Genomic DNA, 14583 nt, shown 5'->3' on the forward strand with positions numbered 1-14583 from the left:
ATTCTCTCAAATGGAAAATGAAAAACATGGAGACTTTATGGAAAATATCCCGGTGCGTTATCGAGTAATGGCAGAACATAAAAATGGTAAAATAATACATACAATTGTCATTAACTCAGATTACGATGTAGAAAGAGGCGAAATTGAAATTCTTGTTTGCGGTGAGGACAATGACGAAAAAATAGATATAGTGTCTTCATCAATGGGAAAAATATCTGGCAATATAATAACAAATCTCAAGTTTTCATCAAAGTGCAAAAATGTAATTGAATTGGAATTTGCTGATAAAATGAAACATGCAATAAAATTAACATCATATGAATTTGAATAATGTATCTTTCCCTTATCCTGTATTAGGCAGTTTTGATGATATAATGCCTGCTCCAAATGAACCTGAAGTTAAAATATTTCAAGATAAAAAAAACTATTATTTCGATATAAAACTTTCTTATGAAAATAAAGATATTGAAAGTTTAGTTAATGAAGATTATGCTGACTATGTTTGTGAGGTAAGTTGCGATATGACAAAGTATCGAAGATGTTATAAAGGGGAAAAACTTAATATACTAATAGATATCCCACGTAAAAGTGTTGCTGGTAAAATCAATTTTACGTGTACTATTACAGTAAAAAAATCAATAAGCAATTATGTAAATAAAGGTTTTCATCCAGATTATTATGGTCATAAATTTAATATGGAACCGGGAGACTTGTTATGTATGTTTGCCCAGTTCTATTACATAGCGGATATAAAGTATGATAAATTGAAAGCTGTAGGTACATTTATGGAAATTGTAGAGACTGATGTAGAATTACCATCTACTATTCTTGATAAGAGTAAAATTGAACTGCGATTACCTTCAAAACTTTATAGACAATATAGAGATGAAAAGGCTATAAACAGTAAAGCAGACATACTTCATTCATCATTGGTCTTAAATTCTCTGACTTACGTCTTGTGCAGAATAGATCGTTATATAGAAGAAAAAAATGGGCACAGACAATAAAGTTACGCATTGATACAGAAAGTGAATTAGAAGAGTTTAAAGACCAAGATCCCATTGATTGGAGAGTGGACAAACTTTCTCAAATATTACTAGGAAAACCTTATGAGAGAATGTTTGATTATTTAATAAATGAATCAGAACAAGACTAATTATGGCATTACAAAAAATATTTAAAAAAACATGCATTGAAAAAGTTTTTGATGATGTAGAGAATGGAATAGGGCTTGATAAATTTTTGCAAGATGATATAACGTTTGAAGAAGATAATTTTTTAATTACCCCACAGGTAAAGGCACCTGAAAATTTATTGTACAGAATGATACCTACTACAGAAGAAGATTATAAATCTGCAATTGCTTTATATGATGCATACAAAACCCTAAAACCCTTACAGGCAATTAATATTCAATTTTGGGAGTCGATAGCCTTGACTGATTTATTCCCTTATATGCAAAAGCGTTGGAATCTTAAAGAGTCCAAGAATTTGCAAAAAGCAATCTTAAATCACTTTACAGTAAAATCCCATGGCTTAATAAGACAAGGATTGGCTGGATTGTGGTGGTTGGTTCATTTGTCTGTAGATGAAAGCAGAGACAATAAATATGAGTTAACAGAGATGTTATTCAAAAATTATATTTTGCGTTACGTTCGATTTGGTATAGGTAAGGTTATTCAACATAAAGAAGCTGCGATTGGTATTCTACAGTATTTAAAGGATAATGAAAAAAATATTCCAAGCATGGAGAGTGTGGCTAATGGTCTGACATCTTACTTTAATAAATTGGGAGCTGTAAAACAACTTACATTTATGGATAGAGATTTCTTCTATGATGAGATGGAGATACACATCGCCGAATTCAAGAGTGCTACTACTCGTTTCGATAGTGATTATTATAATGATGATGAATAAAGTTTGTTTGCTACCAATATAAGTATTAATTATTGACAGTTGAAAAGATTCAGGAAGTGTCTACTTTGTTAGAAAAGTTATATCTAGTAATTCAGTAAATAATCAAAAAATGCCTACTGAAATTAGAAAAAGACACATTCGGTATAGTTGATTTATTACATTGAGACTTGAGAATGAAACCTTTTATCGTAAAAAAAAGTAAAATTTGTGTACTGCCATTGTTGATATTATATTTACAAAATATGTAATTTTAAAACAAAAAGGTCTCGGTCTCAAGTCTCAAAACATCTATTTCATCTCAAAAAAATATTATATGTAATAATAATATAATTATAATATATAATATTATTATATATTATAATTAAGCATAGGGAGGATTATTAATAGGATTTTCTTAAACGACATGTTTGAGACTTGAGACCGAGACTTTTTTAGTTCTGTCTACCAGTTCAGTGCAAAATGCTAAACTTAGTTTCTGCTGAAATGAAATTTGTGTATCCTCCGAAACATCTGTATAGATAGGCATTTCAGAGCTTTTTTTAAAGTTCAGGTTTCGTTGAAAAGCAAAGTTGTACCTCAAAAATTTTGAGTTCTCAGGGTTTTGCCGTACCTTTGCAACCGTCAATGAAAATGAGCCAAACGGCCTCTCCACCGACAGTTTGATCACCTGTCGCCGACCGTCACGCATAGCTAACTGACAACACAACCATCGTACATAAGATCCGACTTATGAAAAACACAATATCTCCTCACGATGAGGAAAACCGCTTCTGATACAGAAGAAAACCAACCGCTTCGAACACGAAGCAAAAAATCAAAAATTTAGAACCCAAACATCATTCTTTGACATGTTTACATTTTCCGCTCCATTTGGTGAAATCAACACGTATCAAGTTTACACGGTGAAAAGATTTTTCTGAATATTTAGCCCCCAACGTAATAAAATCAGGCGAGAATTTTTTCACAATCATCATAAGAGCCTTCATCTTCTCATCATCATCAAGGTCAATATGAGCAGTACCCTTAAGCATGATGCTTTCGTATTCGGTGGTGAACATACGTGGAATCAGACGGGTGTGGCCTATTACGCAGAATGATACGTTCTTGTTCTTCTCAATGCACCTCATCTTTTCGCCATCTATGGCACAATGAATATAGATTGAGTCTTTACCATCCCACACATAGTTGACCGGCACGCCATATCCGCCACCATCCTGGGCCTGCATAGACAGCACACCATATTCACTATTCTCGAGCATTTCTTTAGCTTGGCTTTCATCCATCAGCCTATCCTGACGTCTTACATCTTGATTAGTGTATTCCATTATATTCGTGTTCAATTTCTTATTTATGACATCTTGTAGTATTAACGTGTGATTCTTAAATTTGTTGTTGCAGGTATTAAAAATCAACAAGTATCCGAAGCCCCTCAGATACTGCTGAAGAGTCGGATACAAGTTCTCTTTTTACCTTAATCACACTACCAATAAATCATCCGGCATACTTGCTTTCGAATCCAATCGCCTTTGGAAATATTATCTCATTTTCAAGATAGATATGTTCTAGTAAAGCTTTATGAAATAACTGTAACTTGTTCATTAAAAGATTATAGTCATCACTCTTGCTTCTAGAAGTGGTATAACTGCCAGTCAACTTTGATATTCTATTATACCTTTCAGTTTCGTTCTCGTGGTCACTTACCATCACATTTATCGGATGCGATACCGAACCGCAATGAATAGGTTCAGGAGTACTACCGTTTGCCACTGCATTATACATATCTGTTATGTATGGATATAGTACATCTCAAGCGCATTACGATGATAAATCTTCAGCACATAATCTACAAGCAAGTCGAGAGGCCAGTTCTTTATATCAATATTTAATTCCATATTATCCGTATTAACTATTAAGACCCATTGATTCCAAATCACTTTCAACATCAGAAATGCCTCCGATGCCGAAATTCTCAACAAGCACCTTTGTAACATTAGGAGAGAGGAAAGCTGGCAATGTAGGTCCGAGATGAATATTCTTTACACCTAGTGCCAGCAGGGCCAACAGCACGATAACAGCTTTCTGTTCATACCAAGCGATATTGTATACGATAGGCAGTTTGTTGACATCATCAAGACCGAAGACTTCTTTCAATTTAAGAGCTATTACTGCTAGAGAGTAACTGTCATTGCACTGACCGGCATCCAGTACACGAGGAATTCCACCTATATCACCAAGAGCCAGTTTGTTATATCTGTATTTAGCACATCCGGCTGTAAGAATGATAGTATCCTTAGGCAGAGCATCTGCAAAATCTGTATAATAATTTCGGTTCTTCATGCGACCGTCACATCCTGCCATAACAACAAACTTTCTGATAGCACCGCTTTTCACACCATCTACCACCTTGTCAGCCAAAGCCAAGACTTGATTGTGAGCAAATCCACCTACGATCTCGCCAGTTTCAATTTCATCAGGAGCCTTACAGTTTTTAGCCATTGCTATTACTTCGCTGTAATCCTTATGCCCGTCTTCGTTAGCATAAATATGCTTGCATCCCGGAAATCCGGTAGCGTTGGACGTAAACATGCGTTCTTTGTATGAAGCATTAGCCGACGGAGGAACAATACAGTTGGTCGTGAATACTATAGGACCGTTGAAAGATTCAAATTCTTCACGCTGTTTCCACCACGAATTACCGTAGTTGCCTATGAAATGACTGTACTTTTTGAAAGCAGGGTAGTAGTGTGCCGGCAGCATTTCACCGTGAGTATATACATCCACGCCTGTACCTTCAGTCTGTTTGAGCAGATCCTCTATATCATGCAGGTCGTGACCGCTTATCAATATACCAGGTTTGTTGCTAACACCGATATTCACCTTTGTTATTTCAGGGTTACCATACGAAGTAGTATTAGCACGGTCAAGCATCTCCATAGCCTTAACACCCATATTACCAGTTTCAAGAACCAGCGAAACCCAGTCGGCAACTGCCATTTCTTTTGTAGCGATTGTGGCAAGAGTCTTCTGTATGAAAACATGCAAGCTGTCATCGTCAAATCCCAGACGCATAGCATGCTCCATATATGCAGCAATACCTTTCAGTCCGTAGACAATAAGTTCTTTCAGTGAGCGCAAGTCTTCATCCTTCTCCCTTAAAACACCAACTATGGAAGCTGTCTTGTCGAAAGTGGCCTCATCACCGCTCCAAGATATTTCGTAAACATCAGGTACATTGATATTACGGTTCTTAAGTTGGGTTATCAACTGGCTACGAAGTACTATACCATTTCGTACCCTCTTTAGGATACTCTCATCGTCAAAGTTAGCATTAGTGATAGTAGAGAACAAAGCGTCTATCACAAAGTTGTTTACCCCTTTATCCACAACCTTATTATTATTACGTAGCAAGTCTGTTGCCACACTCACGCCACGGGTAACAAAGAGCAATAAATCCATATATTTTGATGTACTGCTATTTTTGCCACAAAACCCCTTCAATACACAACCTGTGCCTTTTGCAGTTTCCTGACATTGGAAACAAAACATCTGATTTTCTTCCATAATACTTGTTTTTTAATTTGTTTATTATTACTTTTGTGAAAAATTATGTTGCAAAGGTAGGGCTATGTAAGAGTCAAAACTGTCACTTATGTTACACAGACTGATAAATAAATAAAAAAATCATGAATATCGATTATATTTTGCAAGCTCCCTTTTTCAAGGGCATGACAGAAAGAGAAGTCTTACCTCTGCTATTGTCACCAAGGAACGGTCGTCGCAATTACAGTCCGGGTTCTTTTATAGCCTTTCAGGGTGATGAATGCCGTTCAATATACTTGCTTACAGAGGGGCAGGTGTTAACCCAGATGGTAAATGAAGAAGGCAAGCAAATCACGATAGAAGTACTTGATGCCCCTTTACTCCTTTCTCCTGCTTTTGTGTTTGCCAAGAATAATAAGTTTCCTGTAAATGTAGAAGTAATAACCAACAGTGAGGTTATCCTTATCAATAAAGAAGTGTTCCTTGATTTTTTACATCAGTATCCAGATGCCATGCTCAATTTCATAATGGTAGTATCAAATCGTAGTCAGTTGCTGTCAGACCGACTGAATCAGTTTGCACTTCAGAATCTCAAACCGCGTTTGCTCAATTATATCAAAGCCCATAAATATATCGGCTCTCAACAGCAAGTGTCACAGATTCTCGGTGTGGCCCGTCCGTCACTTGCCCGTGCAATAAGCGAACTTATAGCTGAAGGCAGCATCGTTGCAGATGGTAAAGACTATAAAATAATAAAATAGGGTAGGCGATAATACGCAAATATCATGCTATTTTATTATTCTGCATTCAAAATCTGCTCTGCACGCTTTATACTTTCAGCTGAAGGAGGCTCAACGCCTTTTAATGTATATTTTATACCAAGTTGTTCCCACTTATATACGCCAAGAGTATGGTAGGGCAGAACTTCTACCTTTTGAATATTGTCAAGTGTAGATAAAAAATCGTGCAGACGCAATAGGTCACTCTCTTTGTCAGTTACTCCCGGCAATAGCACATGTCTTATCCATACCTGTTTTGAAATTTCAGAGAGATATCTGGCACAGTCCAGAATATTTGCGTTGCCATGACCGGTAAGTTGTTTGTGCTCATCGTTGTCAATGTGCTTTATATCAAGCAATACAAGATCTGTGTATTGCATTAATTGTTTAAACTTAGAGAAGAACGGCTCCACACGTCCGAACGGTTGTGCGGATGTGTCGAGAGCCGTATTAATTCCCATAGCTTTAGCCTTACAGAAAAGTTCTATAAGAAAGTCCATTTGCAGCAGTGCTTCACCTCCGCTTACAGTTATGCCACCTTTCTTCCCCCAGTAACTATGGAATCGTGTAGCTTGCGTCAGCAATTCGTCAGCGCTTCGCATATCATCGGTTGTCATCTTCCAGGTATCTGGATTGTGGCAGTATCTGCATCGCATGTTGCAACCCTTCAAGAAGATTACAAATCTAATCCCCGGTCCGTCTACCGAACCGAAGGATTCTATTGAGTGTACTGCTGCTTTTATCATAATTTGTTATGCCAATTTCTCGTGAGCCTGACGTGAAATAACGTCCATCTGCTGTTCCTTGGTCAGGTCGATAAACTTAACAGCATAACCGCTTACACGTATTGTAAAGTTCGCATATTCCTCTTTCTCAGGATGGTTCATTGCATCGATTAGTTTGTCTACACCGAATACATTAACATTGAGATGGTGAGCACCACGATCAAAATAACCGTCTAACACTCCTGTAAGAGTCTCGATTTGTTCCTCCTGATTATGACCAAGAGCAGAAGGACTTATCGTCTGTGTATTAGAGATACCGTCAAGAGCATATTCGTATGGAAGTTTAGCTACTGAGTTTAGAGATGCTAAAAGTCCGTTTTTCTCAGCTCCGTAAGAAGGATTTGCACCGGGAGAAAGAGGGGTAGCGCCACGGCGTCCGTCAGGTAAATTAGGCGTATACTTGCCATAAACGATATTCGAAGTGATAGTAAGAATACTTGTTGTAGGTTCAGAGTCGCGGTATGTCTTAAACTTCTTTATCTTAGTGATAAATGTTTTTAGCAACCATACAGCGATATCATCAGCCCGATCATCATCATTACCATAACGTGGGAATTCACCCTCCGGTTTATAGTCAACGATAAAGCCTTCTTCATCTCTTATCAGTTTTACCTGAGCATATTTTATAGCGCTAAGAGAGTCGACAACATGAGAGAAACCTGCGATACCTGTAGCAAAAGTACGTCTTACGTCTGTATCAATAAGAGCCATTTCGGCAGCTTCGTAGAAATACTTGTCGTGCATATAATGTATCAGGTTCAGGGTGTTGACATAAATGCCAGCCAACCAATCCATCATCTTGTCAAAGCGTGGCATTACTTCATCATATTGTAATACTTCGCCGATAATAGGTCTGAAGCCAGGAGCACACTGCTCGCGTGTTTTTGCATCAACACCACCATTGATGGCGTAAAGCAGACATTTGGCAAGATTGGCACGTGCACCGAAGAACTGCATTTCCTTACCTGTCTGTGTAGCAGATACGCAACAGCAAATAGAGTAATCATCTCCCCATACAGGGCGCATAACATCATCATTCTCATATTGTATACTGCTAGTCACTACAGATATCTTTGCAGCGTATTTTTTGAAAGCCTCAGGTAGACGTGAACTGTAAAGAACAGTCAAGTTTGGCTCTGGCGAAGGTCCCATATTCTCAAGTGTATGCAAGAAACGGTAGTCGTTCTTAGTTACCATAGACCTGCCATCCTGTCCCATACCTCCAACTTCGAGAGTAGCCCATACAGGGTCACCCGAAAAAAGTTCGTTGTAAGAAGGAATACGTGCAAACTTAACCATACGGAATTTCATCACCATGTGGTCGATCAGTTCCTGTGCCTGTGCCTCTGTGAGTGTTCCGTTCTCCATATCCCTCTGTATGTATATATCAAGGAATGTAGATACACGTCCTACCGACATTGCTGCACCGTTCTGAGTTTTGATAGCGGCCAGATAACCGAAGTAGAGCCACTGAACAGCCTCTTTAGCAGTTGTAGCAGGTTTAGAAATATCAAAACCATAGCTTGCAGCCATTTCTTTCATTCCCTTTAGGGCTTTAATCTGCATTGCTATCTCTTCACGAAGTCTTATAACTTCGTCACTCATAGTGCCGCTGCCTGAATTTTTGTGATCAGCCTTCTTCTTTTCAATAAGGAAATCTATACCATATAGAGCCACACGTCTATAGTCGCCTACGATGCGTCCGCGTCCGTATGTGTCTGGCAGTCCGGTAAGGATATGATTATGACGTACCGTTTTCATTTCGTCAGTATAAACGTCGAATACGGCTTCATTATGAGTCTTATGATAGTCAGTAAATATCTTGTGTATTTCAGGGTCTGGTGTATATCCGTAAGTAGAACAAGCTTGTTCAGCCATCTTTATTCCGCCATAAGGCATAAAGGCACGTTTCAGCGGTTTGTCTGTCTGCAGACCTACTATTTGTTCTAAATCTTTTGTGTCCTTTCCTATATATGCAGCTCCGTAAGATGTAAGACTTGATACAACTTTAGTTTCCATATCCAGAACTCCACCTTTGGCACGCTCTTGCTTTTGCAAGTCTTGAAGCATTCCCCATAATTTGTCTGTAGCAGCTGTAGGTCCTTCCAAGAACTCTTCACCACCATCGTAGATTGTGTAGTTTTTCTGAATAAAATCCCGTACGTTAATCTCATCTCTCCAAAGTGTTCCTTCGAACCCTTGCCATTCCTGTTTGTTCATCTTGATTTTAGTTTGTGAAATTATTAAAAAGCGGGGTTTCCGCATACTATCTTTTTTTTCGTTTTTATTATCCCGTTTTTGAATTGACTGCAAAGGTATTAATATTCTTTTACATACGCAAAAAATATACGTACGTAATTTAAATTAATGTTTCTGTTGATCTCTTATTAGGGGATGTGGCATATTATGAAGTGTACTTTATTATATTGTCCAATTGCCATAAAAATAGGAAATGTTTGCTGTTTTTAATATTTTTTTATTAACTTTGCACACCGAAAAGGATAACAATAATGAAGAAAATTTTAGCAAGGTATCTTATATTTACAGCTGGCCTGTATTTATTGAGTTTGGGTATAGTATTGATAATTCGTTCTGCTCTTGGCACAACACCAATATCAAGTGTAAATTATGTACTGAGTATTAACACAGCTTTATCTCTGGGTACATGTACCTTTATTCTGAACATCTTTCTTATAGCAGGTCAATTTTGGCTTATACGTGGAATGTCTTCAAGAAAAAAAATTGTGGAGATACTTTTGCAACTGCCGTTTTCTTTTGTCTTTTGTGCTTTCATAGATAGCAACATGTACTTTTCTAGCAGCATTATTCCTCCAAATTATTTTGCATCGATTTTTCTTTTGCTTATTGGATGTCTTATTCAAGCTACAGGTGTTGTGCTTGAGGTAAAACCAAATGTGGTGATGATGAGTGCAGAAGGCTTTGTTAAGTATGCATCAGATCGTTATAACAAAGAGTTTGGTAATCTTAAACGAAAGTTTGATATCGCTCTTGTAATATTAGCTGTTATAATCTCTCTAGTTATGTCAAAACATATTGAGGGTGTAAGAGAAGGCACTATTGTCGCAGCTCTTATTACAGGTACCATTGTAACTTTTATAAGTCGGAAGTTGCTTACAAGACATAATTATTACCGTATACGTAATCGTAAATAAATACTATCATAATTATTGTTTCTAATATATTGACATTATCTGTACAAGTAATATAATGATGTGAAAGATTTTGCCTGTAATAGAAGTATATATTTGGTGATTTTGAAACTTATGTATATCTTTGCCACAAAATTAAGAAATGAACTAATTAAGAGATGAAAAAAATACTATTACTCATCGCCTCTGTTTTTTTACTTCTCTCTTGTCAAAAAGACAAAGAAGAGACATTCTCTATGGACAACACTCTTTTTGGTATAGAACAAATTACAATAAATAACACAAATTATACTCTTACGCCCAGTAGTCTTTTAATTACAGAAGACAAGAATTCGCCTTTAGTGCTGGTGGGGAGTTCTTATACATCTAATTCCGTAGGATTGGATTATGCTTGGATTTCACCGACAGAAAAGCTTGTTTTTGCAGGAATTACTAGTAAGAATGGACAGGTTAGTGTTACTCAGACAAAGACGTCAACTGCTGTTACTTATATATTGACTGTGACTACGACTGCTCCTAAAGCCAAAATGACTTACACTATTTCTGCTAGTTTGTAATGTAAAAAATTTGTACACTCAGATATCATTATAGTCAGAATACATAAGATATCAGCTATCATATTTTTGTATATTGCTTGAAATTATTTGCGTTTTGCTTTCATTCTTTTAAATGTTTACTGAAAGCAAAACACATATGACAGTCCGAATACTCCTGTATATAATTTGTATATTTCATTATTTTATATTATCTTTGCATTTCTAAATTTAAACAAAAACAGATGAAAAAGTATTTATTGCCTTTATTGGCAACTATAAGTTTATCATTGTCAGCTGGTTGCTGGAAAAAAGTGGATCAAATAAGTACACTCAATGAGCAAAGAGTGTATCTGATAATATCAGAGTATGGTAATCGATACTACCATATGAAAAATGATCTTTATCGTAGTGGTGTTTATTACAGTATACCAGATCCTTCTTCCAATGATTACTTTAATAATTATTTTACATTTCAGTTGAAAAATGCCGGTGATGGATATTGGAACTTGTATAACGTATGCAGAGGCTCATATGTAAATGCCACAGTTTACTCTCCTATAAGTCTAATAGATAAACCTGATGGAGTAGAACCCTCAAAATGGCTGATAGATGATAAGTATATAAAGAGTCACATCGCAGATAATCTTAATCTAGTCTTCGTTTTACGGAATAGAAACTATTATGGTCTTGTGTCTGAATCGGTTATAAAGAAGGCGTCTCATGCTAAACCATATGAATATTTGTATCCAAAGATTTACGAATTGAGTACATTGACATTAGACGAAAATTCAGATTTTCCATCTTATCTTTCATCTTTTGATGTAGATAGTGTTGTTCTTAAAAGAACTTTTGTGGATAATGTGAAAAATACACTTATATTGCCTTTTGATGTACCAAATTATAAAAAAGTTTTTGGCGATAATGTTGTTGCTTATGAATATTCGTGTGTTGAAGGCAATACAATAAATTTCACTGAAATTAATTCAGACAAGTTGAATGCGAATACTCCATATATAATAAAAGGTTCATCATTCAACGTATCTCCATACATAATAGATGCAACAACTATTCATCCTGTTAGTTCGGGTCAAAAATATAATGGTAATGTCATTGGAGTTTATAAATCTATGCAAGCAAAAAACGGTTATATATTAACTGTTAATGACATTATGAAATGCAAAGAGTCTAATGAAAAGCCATTGTTAATACAACCTTATAGATGGTACTTCAACTCGAATATATCAAATGCTAAGTTGAATCTAATAGACAATCATGTGAGTTCAATATCAAAAATTAAATATGACCACAGTTTAAAGAAAGTTTTTGATATTCAAGGTAGGGTCGTATCTGAGGATTATTCTAATTTTGGTAGTTTACCTAAAGGTATATACATAGTAGGGGGCAAGAAGGTTGTTAAACATTAATGGTTAATATCGTTAATTAATACCGTCTTTGCGTTATATTAACGAGAATATAGAACTACAAATAATTAGAGAGGCATCCAATAAGGATGCCTCTTAAGTTTTATATAGAGTATTAAAATCTAACTATTGATTGATACGAGGAATTCCTCATTAGAACGTGCTTGTATCAGACGATCATGTATGGTATTCATTGCTTCAACTGGGTTCATGTCGGATATGAATTTACGAAGTATCCACATACGGTCTAGGGTCTGACGGTCAAGCAGTAGATCGTCTCTTCGTGTACTTGACGCGACTAGGTTTACAGCTGGGAAAATACGTTTGTTGCTTAGCGAACGGTCGAGTTGTAACTCCATATTACCGGTTCCTTTGAACTCTTCGAAGATAACTTCGTCCATCTTTGAACCGGTGTCTATAAGAGCAGTAGCTATAATGGTAAGAGAACCACCACCCTCAATATTGCGGGCTGCTCCGAAAAAACGTTTAGGCTTCTGTAGAGCATTGGCGTCTACACCTCCGGTGAGAACCTTGCCTGATGCCGGGGCTACAGTATTATATGCACGTGCAAGACGTGTTATTGAATCGAGGAATATTACAACATCATGGCCACATTCTACCATACGTTTTGCTTTTTCCAGCACAATACCAGCTATTTTTACATGACGGTCGGCAGGTTCGTCAAATGTTGAGGCTATAACCTCTGCATTGACTGTTCGGGCCATATCAGTTACCTCTTCAGGACGCTCATCTATGAGTAGCATCATGAGGTATGCCTCTGGATGGTTGGCAGCAATGGCATTGGCTATATCTTTCATAAGAACAGTTTTACCTGTTTTTGGTTGGGCCACGATAAGAGCACGCTGTCCTTTACCGATAGGTGAGAAAAGATCTACAATGCGTACACTGGCATTAGCAGTGGCACGATCACCACAGAGAGTAAATTTTTCTTCAGGAAAGAGAGGTGTGAGATGTTCGAAAGGTACACGGTCTCTTACTTCTTCAGGATTACGACCATTTATTTTATTTACGCTTGTTAGCGGAAAATATTTTTCACCATCGTGTGGGGGGCGTACCATTCCATCTATTACATCACCTGTCTTAAGACCGAACTTTTTAACTTGTGATATTGATACGTATACGTCATCGGGAGATGAAAGGTAATTGTAATCACTTGAACGTAAAAATCCATATCCATCAGGCATAACCTCTAGTACTCCGTTTGAAGATACAATATCAGTAAAATCGTATGTTGGTTTGCGGCTTGATGGCGCAGATGGTGGTATCTGATACGATGCAACAGCCTGCTGTGGTATTGTTGGATTATCAAAAATGTCTGTAGTAGGTATTGCTCCTTGATCTGAGATCGGCAGGTCTACAACCGTAATGAAGTCTGTGCCATCGCCCGGATCACCTTCCCATATTCCATCTACAGAGGCTTCTGCAGACGCTGTTGGCTCAACAGGTTCTGCTGTCTGCACGTTGTGTGCATTTATCTTTGCTTGTAATTGGGCTATGAGGTCGTTCTCCTCACTTGTGTCTACATCTGCTGTAACACTTTCGTCTTTTGCAAAAGCTGCTTCAGGAATGACATCTGCTGCAGAATCATTATATGCTTCTTCTTCAGTTATAATTTCTGATTCAGGCTTTATGTTTGCTGGTTTGTCTGCTTTATCCAACTCTTCATGCTCTTTTTGTGCTGCTTCCTGAGCTGCAAGCAACTCTTTTTCGGCTTTGGATTTGCGTCCGCGGTGTTTAGGTAGCGCTACTGTCGGCTCTACTGAAAGTTTTTCGCTTTCAGCTTTGTCGTCTAAGGAGTTATTTAATGGTTCATCGTTGAATAACGATGGCGTAGTTTTAGTCATATCTTTCTTTTTCTTAACGTCGAAGTTTTCACCTTCCTTACCGTTTACGGAGTAGACACGGTTGGTTGCAGCCTTTGCTATGCGGGCACGCTTTCGACGTGGATTCATAGGATTATTGTTGCCTGCTTCTTCTGCCTGCTTATCTAAAATATCGTAAACTATTTCTTCTTTTGGATTTTTGGTACTTACTTTAATGCCCAAGTCCTTTGCGATGTCTACTAAATCGGAGACATCTTTGGATAATAAATCTTCCTTACTGTACATATAAATTGAATATATGAAATCTAAAAATTGGTGATAACGCTTCACGGATGGAAACGTCTTGTATGTCGTTTTTGTATTAAAACGGCTGCAAAGGTAATGATAAAAAATCATATTACCAAAATATTTACTATTTTTTTTATTGTCAGTGTGTTATAATGTGTATTATTCTTTACCGTTAGGCCTTTCTTGAATAGTATATTATATAATGAGTAGTGCTGGTTCTTGATTTATTTTATTTCATACATTAAATCAAAATGATATATGGACAGGTTAATAATTTAAAAAGAAAAAATATTGAATGTATCG

The 14583-nt window shown here is 36.9% G+C and carries 13 protein-coding genes; 7 read left to right on the top strand and 6 right to left on the bottom strand.

The annotated features are described in order from the left end of the window. Window positions 1-10 precede the first annotated feature (10 nt). The 3 genes from XYLOR_RS02960 to XYLOR_RS02970 all read left to right on the top strand — a co-directional run bounded on the left by XYLOR_RS02960 (window position 11) and on the right by XYLOR_RS02970 (window position 1917). Window positions 11-331, top strand: coding sequence for a hypothetical protein (locus tag XYLOR_RS02960; RefSeq protein ID WP_036876839.1), 321 nt, complete (start codon window positions 11-13; stop codon window positions 329-331). Further along, window positions 318-1007, top strand: a complete 690-nt coding sequence (locus XYLOR_RS02965; protein WP_036876840.1) for a hypothetical protein — start codon at window positions 318-320, stop codon at window positions 1005-1007. The genes XYLOR_RS02960 and XYLOR_RS02965 overlap by 14 nt, the downstream gene beginning before the upstream one ends. A gap of 151 nt (window positions 1008-1158) precedes the next feature. Continuing rightward, window positions 1159-1917 (top strand): DUF6339 family protein, encoded by a 759-nt coding sequence (locus XYLOR_RS02970; RefSeq protein WP_036876841.1) that lies wholly within the window; start codon window positions 1159-1161, stop codon window positions 1915-1917. An 836-nt stretch (window positions 1918-2753) separates the two neighbouring features. Here XYLOR_RS02970 and XYLOR_RS02980 read toward each other — a convergent pair. From XYLOR_RS02980 to hcp, 3 genes are all read right to left on the bottom strand, one after another. Beyond that, window positions 2754-3242, bottom strand: a complete 489-nt coding sequence (locus XYLOR_RS02980; RefSeq protein WP_036876844.1) for a pyridoxamine 5'-phosphate oxidase family protein — start codon at window positions 3240-3242, stop codon at window positions 2754-2756. 166 nt (window positions 3243-3408) lie between these two features. Further along, window positions 3409-3696, bottom strand: a complete 288-nt coding sequence (locus XYLOR_RS02985; protein WP_051508831.1) for a hypothetical protein — start codon at window positions 3694-3696, stop codon at window positions 3409-3411. A gap of 123 nt (window positions 3697-3819) precedes the next feature. Beyond that, on the bottom strand, window positions 3820-5478 hold the full coding sequence (gene hcp / locus XYLOR_RS02990; protein ID WP_036876846.1) for a hydroxylamine reductase: 1659 nt from the start codon (window positions 5476-5478) through the stop codon (window positions 3820-3822). A 122-nt stretch (window positions 5479-5600) separates the two neighbouring features. On the opposite strand from hcp, the gene XYLOR_RS02995 reads away from it, so the two are divergent. Continuing rightward, window positions 5601-6218 carry a Crp/Fnr family transcriptional regulator gene (locus XYLOR_RS02995; RefSeq protein WP_036876848.1) on the top strand — a complete coding sequence of 206 codons (618 nt, stop codon included), beginning with the start codon at window positions 5601-5603 and terminating at the stop codon, window positions 6216-6218. Window positions 6219-6253: 35 nt separating this feature from the next. Here the strand turns inward: XYLOR_RS02995 and pflA are convergent, their stop codons facing one another. Both pflA and pflB read right to left on the bottom strand, forming a co-directional pair. After that, window positions 6254-6982 carry a pyruvate formate-lyase-activating protein gene (gene pflA, locus XYLOR_RS03000; protein ID WP_036876849.1) on the bottom strand — a complete coding sequence of 243 codons (729 nt, stop codon included), beginning with the start codon at window positions 6980-6982 and terminating at the stop codon, window positions 6254-6256. Window positions 6983-6988: 6 nt separating this feature from the next. After that, window positions 6989-9241, bottom strand: coding sequence for a formate C-acetyltransferase (gene pflB / locus XYLOR_RS03005; protein ID WP_036876851.1), 2253 nt, complete (start codon window positions 9239-9241; stop codon window positions 6989-6991). A gap of 290 nt (window positions 9242-9531) precedes the next feature. Between pflB and XYLOR_RS03010 the strand changes: the two genes are divergently transcribed. The 3 genes from XYLOR_RS03010 (at window position 9532) to XYLOR_RS03020 (ending at window position 12151) form a co-directional block, all read left to right on the top strand. Further along, window positions 9532-10194: a YczE/YyaS/YitT family protein gene (locus XYLOR_RS03010; RefSeq protein ID WP_036876852.1), complete on the top strand. Its 663-nt coding sequence runs from the start codon at window positions 9532-9534 to the stop codon at window positions 10192-10194. 155 nt (window positions 10195-10349) lie between these two features. After that, window positions 10350-10748 carry a hypothetical protein gene (locus tag XYLOR_RS03015; RefSeq protein ID WP_036876853.1) on the top strand — a complete coding sequence of 133 codons (399 nt, stop codon included), beginning with the start codon at window positions 10350-10352 and terminating at the stop codon, window positions 10746-10748. A 221-nt stretch (window positions 10749-10969) separates the two neighbouring features. Then, on the top strand, window positions 10970-12151 hold the full coding sequence (locus XYLOR_RS03020) for a hypothetical protein (RefSeq protein ID WP_036876861.1): 1182 nt from the start codon (window positions 10970-10972) through the stop codon (window positions 12149-12151). A 119-nt stretch (window positions 12152-12270) separates the two neighbouring features. On the opposite strand, the gene rho is transcribed toward XYLOR_RS03020, so the two are convergent. Then, the gene (rho, locus tag XYLOR_RS03025; RefSeq protein WP_036876863.1) at window positions 12271-14277 is read right to left on the bottom strand and encodes a transcription termination factor Rho; all 2007 of its coding nucleotides are present in this window, start codon (window positions 14275-14277) and stop codon (window positions 12271-12273) included. Between the last annotated feature and the right edge of the window lie 306 nt (window positions 14278-14583).

The organism is Xylanibacter oryzae DSM 17970, from assembly GCF_000585355.1.
Taxonomy (GTDB): Bacteria; Bacteroidota; Bacteroidia; order Bacteroidales; family Bacteroidaceae; genus Prevotella; species Prevotella oryzae.

Bases quoted from the DNA above. Each gene is read 5' to 3' on its own strand.
- XYLOR_RS02960 (WP_036876839.1), top strand. From the start codon at position 11: ATGGAAAATGAAAAACATGGAGACTTTATGGAAAATATCCCGGTGCGT.
- XYLOR_RS02965 (WP_036876840.1), top strand. From the start codon at position 318: ATGAATTTGAATAATGTATCTTTCCCTTATCCTGTATTAGGCAGTTTT.
- XYLOR_RS02970 (WP_036876841.1), top strand. From the start codon at position 1,159: ATGGCATTACAAAAAATATTTAAAAAAACATGCATTGAAAAAGTTTTT.
- XYLOR_RS02980 (WP_036876844.1), bottom strand. From the start codon at position 3,242: ATGGAATACACTAATCAAGATGTAAGACGTCAGGATAGGCTGATGGAT.
- XYLOR_RS02985 (WP_051508831.1), bottom strand. From the start codon at position 3,696: ATGTATAATGCAGTGGCAAACGGTAGTACTCCTGAACCTATTCATTGC.
- hcp (WP_036876846.1), bottom strand. From the start codon at position 5,478: ATGGAAGAAAATCAGATGTTTTGTTTCCAATGTCAGGAAACTGCAAAA.
- XYLOR_RS02995 (WP_036876848.1), top strand. From the start codon at position 5,601: ATGAATATCGATTATATTTTGCAAGCTCCCTTTTTCAAGGGCATGACA.
- pflA (WP_036876849.1), bottom strand. From the start codon at position 6,982: ATGATAAAAGCAGCAGTACACTCAATAGAATCCTTCGGTTCGGTAGAC.
- pflB (WP_036876851.1), bottom strand. From the start codon at position 9,241: ATGAACAAACAGGAATGGCAAGGGTTCGAAGGAACACTTTGGAGAGAT.
- XYLOR_RS03010 (WP_036876852.1), top strand. From the start codon at position 9,532: ATGAAGAAAATTTTAGCAAGGTATCTTATATTTACAGCTGGCCTGTAT.
- XYLOR_RS03015 (WP_036876853.1), top strand. From the start codon at position 10,350: ATGAAAAAAATACTATTACTCATCGCCTCTGTTTTTTTACTTCTCTCT.
- XYLOR_RS03020 (WP_036876861.1), top strand. From the start codon at position 10,970: ATGAAAAAGTATTTATTGCCTTTATTGGCAACTATAAGTTTATCATTG.
- rho (WP_036876863.1), bottom strand. From the start codon at position 14,277: ATGTACAGTAAGGAAGATTTATTATCCAAAGATGTCTCCGATTTAGTA.